The organism is Streptomyces sp. BYX5S (assembly GCF_054724165.1).
Window position 1 is genome coordinate 5,875,700 of sequence record NZ_CM138829.1, and the last position, 16,348, is coordinate 5,892,047.

Annotated in this window: 17 protein-coding genes; 9 read left to right on the forward strand and 8 right to left on the reverse strand. The window is 73.3% G+C overall.

Translation table 11 applies throughout. The features are described from left to right. Positions 1-13: 13 nt before the first annotated feature. Positions 14-1,294: a sensor histidine kinase gene (locus ACYBSK_RS26635; RefSeq protein ID WP_460243620.1), complete on the reverse strand. Its 1,281-nt coding sequence runs from the start codon at positions 1,292-1,294 to the stop codon at positions 14-16. Positions 1,295-1,473: 179 nt separating this feature from the next. On the opposite strand from ACYBSK_RS26635, the gene ACYBSK_RS26640 reads away from it, so the two are divergent. Continuing rightward, positions 1,474-1,692: a hypothetical protein gene (locus ACYBSK_RS26640; RefSeq protein WP_457479763.1), complete on the forward strand. Its 219-nt coding sequence runs from the start codon at positions 1,474-1,476 to the stop codon at positions 1,690-1,692. A gap of 12 nt (positions 1,693-1,704) precedes the next feature. Here the strand turns inward: ACYBSK_RS26640 and ACYBSK_RS26645 are convergent, their stop codons facing one another. Beyond that, on the reverse strand, positions 1,705-2,124 hold the full coding sequence (locus tag ACYBSK_RS26645; RefSeq protein WP_460243621.1) for a guanyl-specific ribonuclease: 420 nt from the start codon (positions 2,122-2,124) through the stop codon (positions 1,705-1,707). 115 nt (positions 2,125-2,239) lie between these two features. On the opposite strand from ACYBSK_RS26645, the gene ACYBSK_RS26650 reads away from it, so the two are divergent. After that, a complete protein-coding gene (locus tag ACYBSK_RS26650; protein ID WP_460243622.1) occupies positions 2,240-2,971 on the forward strand; it encodes an SDR family oxidoreductase in 732 nt (243 codons plus the stop codon). A gap of 113 nt (positions 2,972-3,084) precedes the next feature. On the opposite strand, the gene alc is transcribed toward ACYBSK_RS26650, so the two are convergent. After that, positions 3,085-4,218: an allantoicase gene (alc, locus tag ACYBSK_RS26655; protein ID WP_460243623.1), complete on the reverse strand. Its 1,134-nt coding sequence runs from the start codon at positions 4,216-4,218 to the stop codon at positions 3,085-3,087. Between the two features lie 4 nt (positions 4,219-4,222). Further along, a complete protein-coding gene (gene allB, locus ACYBSK_RS26660; RefSeq protein ID WP_457479767.1) occupies positions 4,223-5,575 on the reverse strand; it encodes an allantoinase AllB in 1,353 nt (450 codons plus the stop codon). Between the two features lie 227 nt (positions 5,576-5,802). Between allB and ACYBSK_RS26665 the strand changes: the two genes are divergently transcribed. Together ACYBSK_RS26665 and ACYBSK_RS26670 are read left to right on the forward strand one after the other, a co-directional pair. Continuing rightward, the gene (locus ACYBSK_RS26665; protein WP_457479768.1) at positions 5,803-6,603 is read left to right on the forward strand and encodes an IclR family transcriptional regulator; all 801 of its coding nucleotides are present in this window, start codon (positions 5,803-5,805) and stop codon (positions 6,601-6,603) included. A 145-nt stretch (positions 6,604-6,748) separates the two neighbouring features. After that, positions 6,749-7,426, forward strand: a complete 678-nt coding sequence (locus ACYBSK_RS26670; protein ID WP_460243624.1) for a hypothetical protein — start codon at positions 6,749-6,751, stop codon at positions 7,424-7,426. Here ACYBSK_RS26670 and ACYBSK_RS26675 read toward each other — a convergent pair. Beyond that, entirely contained in the window at positions 7,392-8,108 is a 717-nt protein-coding gene (locus ACYBSK_RS26675; RefSeq protein WP_460243625.1) for an ABC transporter ATP-binding protein, read from the reverse strand. The genes ACYBSK_RS26670 and ACYBSK_RS26675 overlap by 35 nt on opposite strands. Further along, complete coding sequence (locus ACYBSK_RS26680; protein WP_460243626.1) at positions 8,105-9,178, reverse strand: ABC transporter permease; 1,074 nt, start codon at positions 9,176-9,178, stop codon at positions 8,105-8,107. The genes ACYBSK_RS26675 and ACYBSK_RS26680 overlap by 4 nt, the downstream gene beginning before the upstream one ends. A 136-nt stretch (positions 9,179-9,314) precedes the next feature. Between ACYBSK_RS26680 and ACYBSK_RS26685 the strand changes: the two genes are divergently transcribed. Together ACYBSK_RS26685 and ACYBSK_RS26690 are read left to right on the forward strand one after the other, a co-directional pair. Further along, positions 9,315-10,508: a sensor histidine kinase gene (locus tag ACYBSK_RS26685; protein ID WP_460243627.1), complete on the forward strand. Its 1,194-nt coding sequence runs from the start codon at positions 9,315-9,317 to the stop codon at positions 10,506-10,508. 97 nt (positions 10,509-10,605) lie between these two features. Then, positions 10,606-11,229, forward strand: a complete 624-nt coding sequence (locus ACYBSK_RS26690; RefSeq protein ID WP_457479773.1) for a response regulator — start codon at positions 10,606-10,608, stop codon at positions 11,227-11,229. Here the strand turns inward: ACYBSK_RS26690 and ACYBSK_RS26695 are convergent, their stop codons facing one another. Further along, positions 11,230-11,733, reverse strand: a complete 504-nt coding sequence (locus tag ACYBSK_RS26695) for a universal stress protein (RefSeq protein ID WP_457479774.1) — start codon at positions 11,731-11,733, stop codon at positions 11,230-11,232. 113 nt (positions 11,734-11,846) lie between these two features. On the opposite strand from ACYBSK_RS26695, the gene yczR reads away from it, so the two are divergent. Further along, positions 11,847-13,298, forward strand: coding sequence for a MocR-like transcription factor YczR (yczR, locus tag ACYBSK_RS26700; RefSeq protein WP_460243628.1), 1,452 nt, complete (start codon positions 11,847-11,849; stop codon positions 13,296-13,298). Between the two features lie 37 nt (positions 13,299-13,335). Here the strand turns inward: yczR and ACYBSK_RS26705 are convergent, their stop codons facing one another. After that, positions 13,336-13,653 (reverse strand): DUF5955 family protein, encoded by a 318-nt coding sequence (locus ACYBSK_RS26705; protein WP_460243629.1) that lies wholly within the window; start codon positions 13,651-13,653, stop codon positions 13,336-13,338. Between the two features lie 219 nt (positions 13,654-13,872). Between ACYBSK_RS26705 and ACYBSK_RS26710 the strand changes: the two genes are divergently transcribed. Then, positions 13,873-14,475 carry a nucleotidyltransferase family protein gene (locus ACYBSK_RS26710; RefSeq protein ID WP_460243630.1) on the forward strand — a complete coding sequence of 201 codons (603 nt, stop codon included), beginning with the start codon at positions 13,873-13,875 and terminating at the stop codon, positions 14,473-14,475. Between the two features lie 229 nt (positions 14,476-14,704). After that, a complete protein-coding gene (aceB, locus tag ACYBSK_RS26715) occupies positions 14,705-16,327 on the forward strand; it encodes a malate synthase A (RefSeq protein WP_460243631.1) in 1,623 nt (540 codons plus the stop codon). Positions 16,328-16,348: the final 21 nt, after the last annotated feature.

The window sequence follows — 16,348 nt, forward strand, 5'->3', positions numbered from 1 at the left end:
CGGCCACCGGCCGTCACTGCGGCCACGGCAGCCACGCGCGCACCGCGAAACCGCCGCCCGGCTCCGCCCCGTGTTCGAGCCGGCCGCCCGCGAGGGTGGCGCGTTCGGTGAGGCCGATGAGGCCCTGCCCGGAGCCGGGGACGTGCGGCACCTCGCCGGGCGGGGGCGGGTTGTGCACGGTGACGGTGAGGCCGTCCCCCGCGGCGCCCTCGACGGTGACGGCGACCTCCGCGCCGGGGGCGTGCTTGCGGGCGTTGGTCAGGCCCTCCTGGGCGATGCGGTAGGCGGTGCGGCCGGTGGCGGCGGGCACCGCCCCGGGGTCGGGGACCCGGTTGTCGAGGACGACCTTCATGCCGGCGTCGCGGGACTCGGCGACCAGCGTTTCGAGCGCGGCGAGGGTGGGCTGCGGCCGCCCCGACTCCTCCTCGGTGCCCCCCGCGTCGCCCGCCCGCAGCACGCCGATGATCTCCCGCAGGTCCTGCAACGCCTCGTGCGCGCTCTCCCGGATCACGCCCGCCGCCCTGGCGATCTCGGCGCGGGGCGCGTCGGGGCGGAACTCCAGGGCGCCCGCGTGCACGCTCAGCAGCGTGAGGCGGTGCGCCAGTACGTCGTGCATCTCGCGGGCGATGTTCTCGCGGGCCAGACGCTGCGCCTGCTCGGCGCGGAGCGCGGCCTCGGTCTCGGCGCGCCGCGCGCGGTCCCGCAGCGACATCAGGAGCTGTCGCCGGGAGCGTACGAACATGCCCCAGCCGACGACGGTGACCGTGATCATCACGGTGAACGAGACGGACAGCAGGTAGGGGGCCTCGGGGTCGGGCCGCAGCCAGAAGAACAGCGGGATGAGCGCGATGGAGACGCCCGCGACCCAGCCGATGTAGCGGAACGGGCGGTGCACGGCGAGCGTGAACATCACGATCATGGACGCGCCGCCCGCGGTGTCGGACAGGAAGCCGACCGGGAGCATCACCAGGGCCAGACCGAGCGGCCAGCGTCTGCGCAGCCAGATCGCGGCGCAGGCGGCGGCGCCGAGCACCTGGTCGATCAGGGCGAGGGCCGGTGGGGTGTTCGGGTCGTCCCAGACCTGCTCGGCGAAGATCAGGCCGAAGAAGACGGAGATGCCGAAGCAGCTGAAGTCGACGATCCAGTCACGGGCGGTGCGGCGCCTGCGGCCGGGCCGCCCGTCGGGGTCGAGGTCGGGTTCGTCGGCGACCGCCGAGGGCAGCAGCCGACGCCGCCACCGCTCGGCGGGCGTGTCCACCGCCTGCGAGGTCCGGGTCTGCTGCGCTGCCTCCATGGTCGACAAATCTACGCACCTCGGCCGGTCGGCACCGCCCTCGGCGCCGCTCGCGCGACCAAAGTCGGACGGTCGGCGACTTTGGTCGCGCCGCCCGGCCACCGGCCGCGACCCGCGTCGCACAGGGCTCGCCCCGCGGCCGATGTGGGTGGGGGGTCCGCGGGGCGAGAGTCTCGGGCATGAACAAGAAGCAGTGGTTGCAGGTCGTCGAGGTCGTCGGCGTCTTCGCCCTGATCCAGGGCGGGGTCGGCGTCCTCCACGCGTGCACCGGTTGGCTGGGCTGGGGCCTGATCGAGCGGGTCGGCCTTCTCGACGGCCGCGAGGTCTACGGCAGCATCACGCTGATCGTGCTGGCGTTCGCCCTGTTCGCGGCCGTCGAGTCCCAGCGCAAGGGCTGAGCCGGCAAGGCGTCAGCAGGCGTGGTCGACCAGGTCGAAGGACGCGTAGTGGTCGGCCGTGTAGTAGTCCTCCTGCTCGGCCTCACCCGTGACGATGCGGCGGGCGCCGCGGTCGTCCGAGCCCGGCGTGATCACCGTGTACTCGTGGTAGTAGCCGGTGGACTGGCCGGGGAGGATGCCTTCCCGGTTCTGGAAGACCGTGCCGTCCTGGTCGTACGGGTACGGTCCGCCCTGCTCGATGAGGTCCAGGGTGTCGTGCGCCTCGGCGGGCAGCGCGGAGTAGCAGATGTCGCCGACGTCGGCGGCCGACACGGCGGTGTGGGAGGCGACGGCCGGCGCCGGGGCGGCGATCGCGGTGGAGCCGCCGACGCCACCCATGAGGAGGGTGACGGCGACGGCTGCGGCGGTGATGAAGCGTGGGGGAATCTTCATGCCCACAGTGTGACGCGCGTAGAGGTGGGCATGTCAACACCAACTCACTCTTGTTTTCCGTCAGTTCACACGCGTACCGCTCCGGCCGCGGCGACCGCTCCCTTCAGGAGGCGACATGCACGGCAAGGTGGCTCTGGTGACCGGTGGCTCCCGGGGCATCGGCGCGGCGACGGCGGTCCGGCTCGCCCGCGACGGATTCGACGTGGCGCTGACCTACGTCCAGGGCAAGGAGGCCGCCGAGGACGTGGTGCGGCGGATCGAGGCGCTGGGGCGGCGCGGGCTCGCGGTGCGGGCCGACGCGGCGGACGCGGGCGAGGCCGCGGAGGCGGTCGGGCGGACGGTGGCGGGGCTCGGGCGGATCGACGTGCTGGTCAACAACGTGGGGGTGGGGGCGATCGGGCCGCTGGACGGCTTCTCGGTCGCGGACGTGGACCGGGCGCTCGCCGTGAACGTGCGCGGCGTGTTCCTCACCTCGCAGGCCGCGGCGGCCCGGCTCCCCGAGGGCGGCCGGATCGTCACCGTCGGCTCCTGCATGGCGCAGCACGTGCCGGGTCCGGGCGGCACGCTCTACGCCACCACCAAGGCGGCCTTGATCGGACTGACGAAGGCGCTCGCCCGTGAGCTGGGCGGGCGCGGCATCACGGCGAACCTCGTGCACCCCGGCCCGACCGACACCGACATGAACCCGGCCGACGGACCGTACGCGCGGGCGCAGGCCGCGGCGACGGCGCTCGGCCGGTACGGCACGGCGGACGAGGTGGCGTCGACGGTCGCTTACCTCGCGGGCGAGGGAGCCTCGTACGTGACGGGCGCCGAGTTCGCGGTGGACGGCGGGCACGCGGCGTAGCGCGGGAGGCGGAGCCCGCGCCGAAAAGGACCCGCGCCGAAATGGAGATGCGGGGCACACCGGTGCTGTCAGGCCGGTGTGCCCCGCAGGTCGGGAAGGCTAGCGGACAGGCTCTAGGCGCCCAACTCCGCGTGTCGGGCCGCCAGTTGGGCCTCGCCCTGCTCCGTCAGGGAGCCGAAGAGGCGCAGCCGGGAGATGCCGCCGTCGGGGTAGATGTCGATGCGGGCGTGGGTGCCGACCGCCGGGGCGTCGAGCACGAAGCGGTGGTTCGTGTCGGGCTGGAGGCGGGTGCGGGGCAGGACCTCGACCCACTCGCCGTCCTCGCCGTCCTTGACGGAGACGGTGGCCCAGCCGGCGCTGTTGCCCTTCAGGTACGCCGTGTCGATCTCCAGCGCGCGGATCTGCGACTGGCCGACCAGCCGGTAGCGGATCCAGTCGTTGCCGGTGTCGCGGCGGCGCCGGGTCTCCCAGCCGTCGTCCATCTTGCGGGAGTAGCCCGGCTGGATGGTGTTCGAGGCGGGCGAGTAGAAGAGGTTCGAGGCGTCCTCGGCGCGGCCGCCGTTGGCGAGCGCGACGACGTCGAACGTGCCGAGCGTGGCGAGCCACTTCGGGTCCGGCAGCACCTCTCCGTACACGCGCAGGCGGGCGATGCCGCCGTCGGGGTGCTGGTTGACGCGCAGGTGCGTGAAGCGCTGCGGGGCGTCGACGGCGAAGCCGTTCGCGGCGTGGCCGCCGACCGCCGTGCGGGGGACGAGCGTCGTCCACTTGACGTCGTCGGCGAGCAGCTCCTCCGGCGTGGGCGCGCCCGCGACGGACGTGGCCTCGACGGAGACGGCCTGCGGGTAGTTGCCGCGGAAGTGGGCGGTGTCGACGACGATGCCGTGGATCACGCCGGGCGCGCCGAGGCGGACGAGCGCCCAGTCGTGGTCGTCGGCGGTCGGCCACGGGTGGTCGGCGGAGGCGCCGCGGCGACGGCGGGTCTCCCAGCCGTCCATGATCTTGCCCTTGTGACCGAAGTGCTCGGGGTCGAACTCGGCGCGGCCGGGCAGCAGCAGGTTCTCGCGCTGCGCGAAGAACTCGTCGTTCGCGGCGATCACACCGGCACCGAGCGAGCGGGCGGCGAGGTCGACGTGGTGCGTGAACGGGAAGTCCGCGGTGCGGTAGTCGGCGTACGGGTCGCCGCCGCCGAAGGGGCTGGCGTCGCCGGTGAAGTGGGGTATGCCGGAGGACCCGGGGTTCGCGGACATGGTGTTACTTGTTCCTTTCGAGCAGCTGCCCCTGCGGGGCGGTGAACTCGCCGTCGGCGACGATGCGTTCGCCGCGCAGCCAGGTCGACCTCACGACACCGTGCAGCGTCTTGCCCGCGTAGGCGGTGACGCGGTTGCGGTGCTGGAGTTCGGCCGGGTCGACCTGGAAGGTCGCCTCGGGGGCGAGGACGGCGAAGTCGGCGTCGCGGCCGACCGCGATGGCGCCCTTGCGGTCGTCGAGGCCGACCAGCTTCGAGGTGCGCTCGGACATCCAGCGGACCACGTCCTCCAGGGAGTGGCCGCGCTCGCGGGCCGCGGTCCAGATGGCGGAGAGGCTGAGCTGGAGGCCGGAGATGCCGCCCCACGCGGTGGCGAAGTCGTCGGTCTTCAGGTCGGCGGTCGACGGCGAGTGGTCGGTGACGATGCAGTCGATCGTGCCGTCGGCCAGCGCCTGCCACAGCAGGTCCTGGTTGGCGGCCTCGCGGATCGGCGGGCAGCACTTGAACTCGCTCGCCCCGTCCGGGACTTCCTCGGCGGTGAGCGTGAGGTAGTGCGGGCAGGTCTCCACGGTCACCTCGACGCCCTCGGCCTTCGCGGCGGCGATCAGCGGCAGCGCGTCGGAGGAGGACAGGTGCAGGATGTGGATGCGGGCGCCGATCCGCTTGGCGGTGTCGATGAGCCCCTTGATCGCGACGTCCTCGGAGATGCGCGGGCGGGTCGCGAGGTAGTCGTCGTACTTCGGGCCGCTGTTGTGGGGCGCCACGTCCAGCTCGTGCGGGTCCTCGGCGTGCACGATGAGCAGGCCGCCGAAGCCGGCGATCTCGGCCATGGAGGCGGTCAGCTGGTCGGCGTTCAGGTGCGGGAACTCGTCAACGCCGGACGGCGACAGGAAGCACTTGAAGCCGAAGACACCGGCGTCGTGCAGCGGGCGCAGGTCCTTGACGTTGTCGGGCAGCGCGCCGCCCCAGAAGCCGACGTCGATGTGCGCCTTGGAGGCGGCGACGTCCTTCTTGGTACGGAGGTTGTCGACGGTCGTGGTCGGCGGCAGGGAGTTGAGGGGCATGTCGACGAGGGTCGTGATGCCGCCGGCCGCCGCGGCGCGGGTGGCGGTCCAGAAGCCCTCCCACTCGGTGCGCCCCGGGTCGTTCACGTGGACGTGCGTGTCGACGATGCCGGGGAGCAGCGCGTCGTCGCCGAAGTCCTCGAGGCGGGCCCCGGCGGGGACCTCCGCGTCGTGCGCGAGCACCGCGACGATCCTGCCCTCGGCGACGGCGACCGAGGCCGGGCGCGTACCTTCGGGGGTGATGACGCGCGTCGAGCGCAGCACGAGTTCGATCTGGACGTCGGGGTCCGACACGTGGGCCTCCTCAAGCTTCAACGTTCTGTTGAAGGAGTTTTCACTCCGACTTCGGGAACCGTCAAGACCCGCATGATGGAGCGGCGAACCCTGGACGTTTCCACAAAGTGAAATTAAGATTCCGGCAAGCAGAACGTAGCTACCCACGAACTTCCCGGTCAAGGGATCACCGAGCGGGAACCCGCCGGTAGGCTGCCCCTCTGCCTGCCACCTGAAAGGAACGCGCCGTGCCGACGTCCGACGCCAGCACCACTGATGCCGCCAAGTCCGCACCCACCGGCGGCGTCCAGTCCCTCGAGCGCGCCTTCGACCTCCTTGAGCGGATGGCCGACGCGGGCGGCGAGGTCGGCCTCAGCGAGCTCTCCGCCAGCAGCGGACTGCCGCTGCCGACGATCCACCGCCTGATGCGCACGCTCGTCGCCTGCGGGTACGTCCGCCAGCAGCCCAACCGGCGCTACGCGCTCGGCCCGCGCCTGATCCGGCTCGGCGAGTCCGCCTCCCGGCTGCTCGGCACCTGGGCGCGGCCGTATCTCGCCCGGCTCGTCGAGGAGACCGGCGAGACCGCGAACATGGCACTGCTCGACGGCGACGAGGTCGTGTACGTCGCCCAGGTGCCGTCCAAGCACTCCATGCGGATGTTCACCGAGGTGGGCCGACGCGTGCTGCCGCACTCCACCGGTGTGGGCAAGGCGCTGCTCGCGCACACGCCCGCCGACGAGGTGCGGGCGCTGCTCGGGCGGACCGGGATGCCCGCCGCCACCGAGAAGACGCTCACCACGCCCGAGGGCTTCCTCGACGCGCTCGAAGAGGTACGGCAGGCCGGGTACGCGGTCGACGACAACGAGCAGGAGATCGGGGTGCGCTGCCTCGCGGTGTCCGTACCGGACTCCCCCACCGCCGCCGCGATCTCCATCTCGGGCCCCGCGGGCCGCGTGACGGAGGCGGCCACCGAGAAGATCGTTCCGGTGTTGCAGCAGGTGGCACGCGAGTTGTCGGTGGCCCTCGCCAGCTCCGGCAACGCTTCGTAACCGTTTGACAACAGGTCACTCCCGTCCCGCGGATCACTCGCGTATCGCGGTTATCGTCGGCACGCCAAGATCCGGCGGGGGCGGTGAGGGCAGCGATGAACGATGCGCACGCTCCCCCCGCACCTGCCCCTGGGGAGTTAGTTCCTTGACCGCCATACGTTCCGCACGGTCCCCGCGTTCCTCGCGCCTGCGCGCCGCCGCCGGCCTTCCGGCCGTCGCCGCGCTGCTCGTCGGCAGTGTCCTGCTCACCGGCTGCGGTGGCGGCGACTCCGACGCCGACGCCAAGGCCTCGCCCTCCGCACCGGCGGACACCGCCACCGCGTCCGCCGCGCCGTCCGAGTCCGCGGAGCCCGCCGCGGACGCCGCGGGGACGGACGCCGAGCCCGTCGACGTCAACAAGACGATCGAGGACGACGTCATGGTCCAGAAGGCCACCGTCCTCAAGTACGTCGACGGCTACGAGCCGTCGGCCGCCGCCAAGGCCAAGTTCTCGGCGCTGGAGGACGAGAAGGTCGTCCTGGTCCAGGTGAAGGTGACCGCGAGCTCGAAGTACTACTCCAGCTTCGGCTCGGGCAGCTTCCGGCTGACCGGCATGGACAACGGCATCGACCAGACGAGCACCACGATCCTCGACGACGAGGTGAAGAAGGCCGGTTACCCGCCGCTGGAGGACGCCAGGACCGGCAAGACCAGCACCGGCTGGATGATCTTCACGCCGCCGAAGGAGACCGAGAAGCTGGTCCTGCGCTACAAGCGCCTCGCCGCCAAGGCGTCCGACGGCACCGACATCAAGGAGAAGACGTACGACGTCCCGCTGAACTGAGCGGTGCCGTCCCCCGGTCGGTGATGCGCCCGTCCCGCAGCTCCACGACCGCACCGGCCGGGGCCAGCTGGCCCCGGTCGTGGGTGACGACCACGGTCGCGGCGCCGCTGTCGCGGGTGAGCCGGGACAGCAACTCCACGACGGCCGCTCCCCGTTCGTGGTCGAGGGCGCTGGTCGGCTCGTCCACCAGCAGCACCCGGGGCTCGTTCACCAGGGCCCGCGCGATGCCGACGCGTTGACGCTGCCCGCCGGACAGCTGGTGCGGACGGCGGTGCGCGAGGTCGGCCAGGCCCACCGCGGCCAGCAACTCGCGGGCGCGCTCGCGTACGTCGCGGGGCCTGCGGCCGCCCAGGTGGGCCATCACCTGGAGTTGTTCCAGCGCCGTCAGGGACGGCAGCAGGTTCGGCTGCTGGAAGACGATGCCGATGGCGCGGCGGCGCAGCTCCGTCGCCTCCGCGCGGTTCAGGCCCGTGGCCTCGGTGCCGTCGACGACCACGCGACCGGAGTCGGGGGTGACCAGGGTCGCCGCGACCGCGAGCAGGCTGGACTTGCCGGAGCCGGAGGGGCCGACGACCGCCGTCAGGGTGCCGGCCGGGACCGTCAGCCCGACCCGGTCGAGGGCCGTGAGACGGCCGTCGCCGTCGGCGTAGGTGAGGGTGATGTCGTCGAGCAGCAGGGTCATCGGGCGCTCCCGAGGGCGGTGAGGGGGTCGACGGCGGTGATCCGCCGGACGGAGAGGGCGGCGCCCGCGAGGCCGAGGACCGTCATGACGGCGGCCGGGCCGAGCGCGGTCAAAGGTTCGAGGACGAACGGGACGGTGTCCGGGACGAAGGCGCCGATGAGGGCGGCGAGGCCGGTCCCGACCGCCGTGCCCGCCACCAGCATCAGCACGGCCTGGCCGAGCGCGTCCCGCAGCAGGTAGCGGGTCGAGGAGCCGAGGGCCTTCAGGACCGCGATGTCCGCGCTGCGCTGGATCGTCCACACCGTGAAGAACGCGCCGACGACCAGCGCCGAGATGACGAAGAGGAAGCCGCGCATCAGTTGCAGCGAGCCGTTCTCGGCCTGGTAGGACCCTATGGCGGAGAGCGCGCCGTCGATGGTGGTCGTCTCCGTGCCCGCCGCCTCGTCCCCGGCCGCCAGGTCCGCGGCCGCGGTGGTGCGCAGAGCGACGACCGTCGCGCGTTCGCCGTCCCCGCCGGTGGGCGCGATGCGCTGCCAGTCGTCGAGGTTGGTCCACACGACGGGCGTGTGGCTGTACGAGGCGTCGCCGGAGACCGCCGTGACCGTCACCGTCGCCCGGCCGAGCGTGATCTCGTCGCCGGTGGCCGCGCCCAGTTCCTCGGCGGCCTTGGCGGACAGGACCGCGGTGCCGGGTGCCGTGGCGTCGGGGGCGAGGCCGGACGCCTCGCGCACGCCGAACGCCGAGACGGCGGCCGTCTGCCGGCCCGCCTGCGCGTTCACCGTGCCGATGCCGATGGGCTCCGCGCTGCGGACGCCCTCCCGCGCCGCGAGCTCCCGCCACTGGTGCGGGCGGACCGTGGAGGCCGTGAACGACACCGACTGGCCGTCGGCGGGCCGGGCGAAGGCGAGGTGGTCGGCGGGCAGCCCGGTGAGCGCCGACGTGTTGTCCCGGGCAAGGCCCGCCGTCAGTCCCGACAGCAGTCCCACGAGCAGCGTGATCAGTACGATCACGGTTCCCATCAGGGCGAACCTGCCTCTGGCGAACCGTAGATCTCTCCATGCGACGAACATGGCGTCCACCCTGCTGCGCCGGGGCCCTACCGGGCATCGCGCCACAGCACGCTTCACCCGAATCGAAGGGGGGACGCGCCTTTCGAACTTTCGGTTGACCGGTTCCGGCCCCCCGCTCCGTACGCTGGTGAGCGGTATGGATCCACGTTCGCTCACCCCCGCGCTGCGCGCCCTGCGCCGCTGTCTGCACCTGCTGACGGCGGGCCTGCTCGCGCTCGTCGTCGTCCGGGCCCTCACCGGTCGCACCGACGAGCCGGTCGCGCCGGTGGTGGCGGTGGCCGTGGTGACCGGACTCGTCTACGGGGTGGGCGCGGCGCTGCCCGTCGTACGGGCCACGCGAGCGGGGGCGGCGTGGTGGCTCGCGGTGCTGGGCGCGGTGTGGGCGGTGCTGCTCGTGCTGTCGCCGGACGCGCTGTGGCTGGCGTTCCCGCTGTACTTCCTGCTGCTGCACCTGCTGCCCGCACGCTGGGGCGTCCCCGCGGTGGGGCTGGCGGCGGCCGCCGCGATCTGCTCGTACGTCGGTCATGACGGGGCGGTGAACCCGGGGGCGTTCATCGGGCCGCTGCTCGGTGCGGCCGTCGCCGTGGCGACCGTGCTCGGGTACCAGGCGCTGTACCGGGAGAGCGAGCGCAGGCAGCGGCTGATCGACGAGCTGGTCGTCACCCGCGCCGAGCTCGCCGAGGCGGAGCGCACGGCCGGGACGCTCGCGGAGCGGGAGCGGCTCGCCCGCGAGATCCACGACACGCTGGCGCAGGGCCTGTCCTCGATCCAGCTGCTGCTGGTCGCGGCCGGGCGCGAGCTGCCCGCCGGTTCCCCCGCCGCCGCGCACGTCGAGCGGGCGCGGGGCACGGCGCGGGACAACCTCGCCGAGGCCCGCCGGTTCGTGCGCGCGCTCGCCCCGCCCGCCCTCGACGGCGGATCGCTGGCCGGCGCCCTGGAGCGGCTGTGCGCCACGGCCGCGCCCGGCCTCACCGCCCACTTCTCGGCGAGCGGCAGACCCCTGGAACTGCCCACGCCGTACGAGGTGGCGCTGTTGCGCGTCGCCCAGTCGGCGCTCGCCAACACGGTGCGGCACGCGGACGCGCGCCGCGCCGAGATCACCCTCAGCTTCATGGAGACGTCGGTGGCCCTGGACGTGGTGGACGACGGCGCGGGCTTCGACCCCGAGCGCGCGCCGGACGGCGACGGGACCGGCTTCGGCCTGACCGCGATGCGCTCACGGGTGAGCGAACTCGGCGGCACGTTCACCGTGGAGTCGGCGCCGGGCCGCGGCACAGCGGTCGCGGTGACGCTGCCGCTGCCGGTGGGGACGGGCGGGGATGCCGCGTGATCCGGCGGGACCGGCCGTGGACCGGGCACGGCAGCACGGCGCGCGGCGGCGCGGTGTGCCCCGCCGCACCGGCCCCGAACACCACCGGAGGTGCCACGTGATCCGGCTGCTGCTCGCCGACGACCACCCCGTCGTACGGGCCGGGTTGCGGGCCGTGCTCGACGCGGAGGCGGACTTCGAGATCGTGGCGGAGGCCGCCACCGCCGAGCGGGCGGTGGAGCTGGCCGGGGGCGCGGACGTCGTCCTCATGGATCTGCAGTTCGGCGCGGGTCAGCTGCACGGGGCGGAGGCCACCGCGCGGATCGCCGGCCTGCCCGACGGGCCACGGGTCCTGGTCCTGACCACGTACGACACCGAGGCGGACATCCTCGCGGCGGTCGAGGCGGGGGCCTCGGGATACCTGCTGAAGGACGCCCCGCCGGAGGAGCTCGCGGCGGCCGTGCGGACCGCCGCGTCCGGGCGCTCCGCGCTCGCGCCCGCCGTCGCCGACCGGCTGATGGACCGGATGCGGGCGCCCGCGGAGGCGCTCAGCCGACGGGAGCTGGAGGTGCTGCGGCACGTCAGGGACGGTCTGTCCAACGCGGAGATCGCGCGCGAGCTGTTCCTGAGCCAGGCCACCGTGAAGTCCCATCTGGTGCACATCTACGCCAAGTTGGGCGTCGACTCCCGTACCTCGGCCGTGGCGCGGGCCACCCGGGACGGCCTGCTGCGGCCGCGCTGATCACCGCGTCACCCCGAAGTCCGTCGCCCGCACCCGCCGCAGCGCCCGCAGCTCCGCCCGCTGGAGCGGCCGCACCGGCACCGTGAGCACCGGGCACACCGTGTGCCGCCGCACGTGGCGGTGGGCGGCGCGCACCAGGCTGCGCGGCCGGACGCCGAGGACCAGGAGGTCGTCGGGGCGCGACGCGAATTCGAGCAGGGCGGGCCCCGGCCGGGAGCGCACGACGCGCGGCGTCACGTCGAGGTCGGCGGGCACCCCGCCCAGCGCCTCCTCGAACGCCCCGGCCAGCCGCGCGCGGGCCCGCCCGTGCCAGTGCCGGGCCCAGTCGGCGTCCGGCCACCGCCGGTAAGTGGCCTCGCCCTCGGGCGGCTCCCACGCGGTCACCGCCACCAGCGGACGGCCCGAGCGCCGGGCCTCGGCCACCGCGGAGCGCACCGCGGCGAGGCTCGCCGGGGAGCCGCTGACCCCGACCACCACACGCCCGCCGCTCCGCTCGTCGTCCATGACACGCCTCCCTGTTCGGCCGGGCCCGCCGGGGCCTCGGCCACTTCTCGCCGTTCGGCCCCACTCTGTACGCTGATTGGCCTGGACAGCAGGGCCAATCACGGAGATGTGGCATGGAAGACGGTGGGCGTGGCCTCGGCGGCCGGAGGCTCGGCGGGCTCGTGACGGGGGTGGCCGGGCAGCGGCCCGGGTACCGGGCGCTCGCGCAGGGCGTGCGGACGCTGCTGCTCGACGGGCGGATCCCGCTGCACACGCGGCTGCCCGCGGAGCGTGAGTTCGCGCTCGCCCTCGGCGTCAGCCGGGCCACCGTCACGGCCGCGTACGACCTGCTGCGCGAGAGCGGGTACGCGCGCAGCAGGCGCGGCGCCGGGACGTGGACGGAGCTGCCGGAGGGCGCCCGGCCGACCTCCGTGGCGACGCCCGCCGCGGACGAGGACGTGATCGATCTGGCGGTCGCCGCGCCGGGGTTCCTGGAGGACGAGCTGTCGGCCGCGTACGCCGCCGCGGCCCCGGACGTGGCGCGGCACGCGCTGACCAACGGCTACCACCCGTACGGTCTGGCGGAGCTGCGGGCGCGGATCGCCGAGCGGTACACGCGGCGCGGGCTGCCGACGCTGCCGGAGCAGATCCTGGTCACGACGGGCGCCCAGCAGGCCGTGGCGCTCACCCTCACGCTGCTCGGCAGGCCGGGCGACCGGATACTGGTGGAGAACCCGTCGTACGCCAACGCCCTCACCGTCATCCGGCAGCTGGGCCTGCGCACGGCGCCCGTGCCGGTCACCGAGGACGGCTGGGACGTGGAGCTGATCGGCGCGACGCTGCGGCAGTCGGCGCCCCGGCTCGCCTACCTCATCCCGGACTTCCAGAACCCGACGGGCCGGCTGATGCCGCGCGAGCAGCGGCAGCGGGTGATCGCCGCCGCGCGGGCCACCGGCACCTGGCTGGTCGTCGACGAGACGATCGCGGACATCGCGCTCGACGGGGTGAGCGAGCCGCCGTTCGCCTCGCTCGCGCCGTCCGGCGGCGGTGAACAGGTCGTGACCGTCGGCTCGTTGAGCAAGGGGCACTGGAGCGGGCTGCGGGTCGGCTGGGTGCGCGCGAACACCCGGCTGATCACCGAGCTGACGGCGCTGCGGGTCGCCGCGGACATGTCGGGCTCGGTCCTCGACCAGTTGGTGGCGGGCCGGTTGCTCGACCACGAGGACAGCATCCTGCGGCGGCGCATCCCGGTGCTGCGCGAGCGGCGCGACCGGCTCGCCGGGACGCTCGGCCGGGCGTTCCCGGACTGGCGGTGGCAGACGCCGCCCGGCGGGCTCTCCCTCTGGGTGGACCTGGGCCGCCCGATCGCCTCCGCCCTCGGCCGGGCGGCGCTGCGGCACGGGGTGCGGATCGAGGGCGGCTCGCGGTTCGGCGCGGACCCCGGGACGTTCGAGCACCGGCTGCGTGTGCCGTACGTGCAGCCGGTGGAGGTCGCCGAGGAGGCGGTGCGGCGGATCGCCGCGGCGCTCGACGGCGGGCTCGGCGGGGCGGGCGAGGAGCCGGGGCGCCCGCACTGGGTGGCCTGAGAGCGCGCCCGGGGGGGGCGGGCGCGTGCCAACGATGTCAGTTCTGCGAGGGCGGCCCCCCGAACAGCTCCACGGCGCCCCTGACCTGGGACAGCGCCCCGGCCAGCGCGCTCACCGAACCGACGGCTCCCGCGACGAGCAACAGCGAACGGCGCAGCCTCGGCACTTCGGGCCTGCCGCCGCCGGCCATCGCGTCGAGCGCCGCGAGTTCGTCCTCGGCGATGCCCCGGTCCGGGAACTCGGCCGGGTGCGCGGCGAGTTCCCGGCGCAACCGGGACACGGCGGCGCGCAACTCCGTCACGCGCGGGTCCTCGTCGCTGCCGGTCACAAGCCTCTGCTCCACGCTCCGCAACACAGCTCTCCCCCTCGCACGTCTTTGTGCGTGTGTTGTCCTGCTCAGTTCCTGCTCAGTTCCTGCTCGTACGACCCGACCAGAGCGATGGTCGGGCGCCCAACTCGGTTTTGTGGCGGCCCAGTTAACGCCACGCACACGCGTTTCGCCAGTCCGTTGTGGAAGACAACTGTGAAAATTCAAACGAGTTCGATCGCGTCGCGCGTGCGATATGCAAGGGGCATGACGAACAGGCGAACAGGCACGGTGGCGGGGCTGCTGCTCGCGGCGGGCGGCGGCCGACGGCTCGGGGGCCGCCCGAAGGCGCTGCTGCCGCACCGCGGGCGGCCGCTCGTGGAGCACGCGGTGGCCACGTTGCGTTCCGGGGGATGCGATCCGGTGCACGTGGTACTCGGTGCGGCGGCGGACGACGTCCGCGCGCGGGCCGTACTGGACGGCTGCCAGGTGATCGTGAACCCGGACTGGGAGGCGGGCATGGGAGCGTCGCTGCGGGCGGGCCTCGACTCGCTGGCGGCCACGGAGGCGTCGGCCGCGCTCGTCCTCCTGGTGGACCAGCCGGGGATCGGCGGGGCGGCGGTGGCCCGGGTGCTGGCGGCGTGCGACTCCCCCGCCGCGCTGGCGGCGGCCGCGTACGACGGGGAGCGCGGGCACCCGGTGCTGTTCGGCCGGGACCACTGGGCGGGGATCGCGGCGAGCGCGAGCGGGGACCGCGGCGCACGCGCGTACCTCAAGGAGCACGCGGGGGCGATCGACCTCGTCGAGTGCGGTGACGTCGCCGAGGCGTACGACATCGACACGGAGGCGGATCTCGCGCGTCTTGAGTAACGGGCGCGTCGGGTGGACACCTGGAGTGAGAGGGGTGGCACGCGGAGCCACGATCTGTCGACTCTGAGAATCTCGACGTCAACAAACCATTGAACTTCCACAATGAGGAAACTAATATCCACTGATGAGAAGGGCCGGTCCCCCAAAGCGGGGCCAGCAGCCATACCCAGACGGCCCCGGCACGCCGTGCCGCGCGGGCCGCTCGCTCGCTGAAGGAAGTGACAGCCACATGTCCGCACCAGCGCCGTCCCCGCTGGCCATCGTCGACGCCGAGCCCCTGCCCCGGCAGGACGAGGTGCTCACCGAAGCGGCCCTCGCCTTCGTGGCCGAGCTGCACCGACTGTTCACGCCCCGGCGTGACGAGCTGCTCGCCCGCCGCACCGAGCGCCGCGCCGAGATCGCCCGCACCTCCACGCTCGACTTCCTCCCGGAGACCGCCGCGATCCGCGCGGACGACACCTGGAAGGTCGCCGAGGCCCCGGCCGCACTGAACGACCGCCGCGTCGAGATCACCGGCCCGACCGACCGCAAGATGACGATCAACGCGCTGAACTCCGGCGCGAAGATCTGGCTGGCCGACTTCGAGGACGCCTCCGCCCCCACGTGGGCGAACGTCATCGGCGGCCAGCTCAACCTCACCTCCGCGTACAACGGCACGATCGACTTCACGGACGAGCGCACCGGCAAGTCGTACGCGCTGAAGGACGCGGGCGAGCTCGCCACGGTCGTCATGCGCCCGCGCGGCTGGCACCTCAACGAGCGCCACCTCGTGGACGAGTCCGGCAAGGCCGTCCCCGGCGCGCTCGTCGACTTCGGCCTCTACTTCTTCCACAACGCGAAGAAGCTCATCGAGCTCGGCAAGGGCCCGTACTTCTACCTCCCGAAGACGGAGTCGCACCTGGAGGCCCGCCTCTGGAACGAGATCTTCGTCTTCGCGCAGGACTACGTCGGCATCCCGCAGGGCACCGTGCGCGCCACGGTCCTGATCGAGACGATCACGGCCGCGTACGAGATGGAGGAGATCCTCTACGAGCTGCGCGACCACGCCTCCGGCCTGAACGCCGGCCGCTGGGACTACCTGTTCTCCATCGTCAAGAACTTCCGTGACGGCGGCTCCAAGTTCGTCCTGCCGGACCGCAACCTGGTGACGATGACGGCCCCGTTCATGCGCGCGTACACGGAACTCCTCGTCCGTACGTGCCACAAGCGCGGCGCGCACGCCATCGGCGGCATGGCGGCCTTCATCCCGTCCCGCAAGGACGCCGAGGTCAACAAGGTGGCCTTCGCGAAGGTCCGCGACGACAAGGACCGCGAGGCCGGCGACGGCTTCGACGGCTCGTGGGTCGCGCACCCGGACCTGGTCCCGATCGCCATGGAGTCCTTCGACAAGGTCCTCGGCGACAAGCCGAACCAGAAGGACCGCCTGCGCGAGGACGTCTCGGTGGCCGCCGGCGACCTCATCGCCATCGACTCCCTCGACGCCAAGCCCACCTACGACGGCCTCGTCAACGCCGTCCAGGTCGGCATCCGCTACATCGAGGCCTGGCTGCGCGGCCTCGGCGCCGTCGCGATCTTCAACCTCATGGAGGACGCGGCCACGGCGGAGATCTCCCGCTCCCAGATCTGGCAGTGGATCAACGCGGGCGTCGTCCTCGACAACGGCGAGACCGTGACGGCCGACCTGGCCCGCAAGGTCGCGGCGGAGGAGCTCGCGAACATCAAGGCCGAGATCGGCGAGGAGGCCTTCACGGCCGGCAAGTGGCAGCAGGCCCACGACCTCCTCCTCCAGGTCTCCCTGGACGCGGACTACGCGGACTTCCTCACGCTGCCGGCGTACGAGCAGCTCGGCTGACGTACCCGCGACAGGAGGGGC

Excerpts from the sequence above, each read along its gene's own strand:
- alc (WP_460243623.1), bottom strand. The coding sequence starts at position 4,218 with ATGTCCGCGAACCCCGGGTCCTCCGGCATACCCCACTTCACCGGCGAC.
- ACYBSK_RS26710 (WP_460243630.1), top strand. The coding sequence starts at position 13,873 with ATGACGAACAGGCGAACAGGCACGGTGGCGGGGCTGCTGCTCGCGGCG.
- ACYBSK_RS26650 (WP_460243622.1), top strand. The coding sequence starts at position 2,240 with ATGCACGGCAAGGTGGCTCTGGTGACCGGTGGCTCCCGGGGCATCGGC.
- ACYBSK_RS26695 (WP_457479774.1), bottom strand. The coding sequence starts at position 11,733 with ATGGACGACGAGCGGAGCGGCGGGCGTGTGGTGGTCGGGGTCAGCGGC.
- ACYBSK_RS26635 (WP_460243620.1), bottom strand. The coding sequence starts at position 1,294 with ATGGAGGCAGCGCAGCAGACCCGGACCTCGCAGGCGGTGGACACGCCC.
- ACYBSK_RS26685 (WP_460243627.1), top strand. The coding sequence starts at position 9,315 with ATGGATCCACGTTCGCTCACCCCCGCGCTGCGCGCCCTGCGCCGCTGT.
- ACYBSK_RS26675 (WP_460243625.1), bottom strand. The coding sequence starts at position 8,108 with ATGACCCTGCTGCTCGACGACATCACCCTCACCTACGCCGACGGCGAC.
- ACYBSK_RS26640 (WP_457479763.1), top strand. The coding sequence starts at position 1,474 with ATGAACAAGAAGCAGTGGTTGCAGGTCGTCGAGGTCGTCGGCGTCTTC.
- yczR (WP_460243628.1), top strand. The coding sequence starts at position 11,847 with ATGGAAGACGGTGGGCGTGGCCTCGGCGGCCGGAGGCTCGGCGGGCTC.
- ACYBSK_RS26680 (WP_460243626.1), bottom strand. The coding sequence starts at position 9,178 with ATGTTCGTCGCATGGAGAGATCTACGGTTCGCCAGAGGCAGGTTCGCC.
- ACYBSK_RS26645 (WP_460243621.1), bottom strand. The coding sequence starts at position 2,124 with ATGAAGATTCCCCCACGCTTCATCACCGCCGCAGCCGTCGCCGTCACC.
- aceB (WP_460243631.1), top strand. The coding sequence starts at position 14,705 with ATGTCCGCACCAGCGCCGTCCCCGCTGGCCATCGTCGACGCCGAGCCC.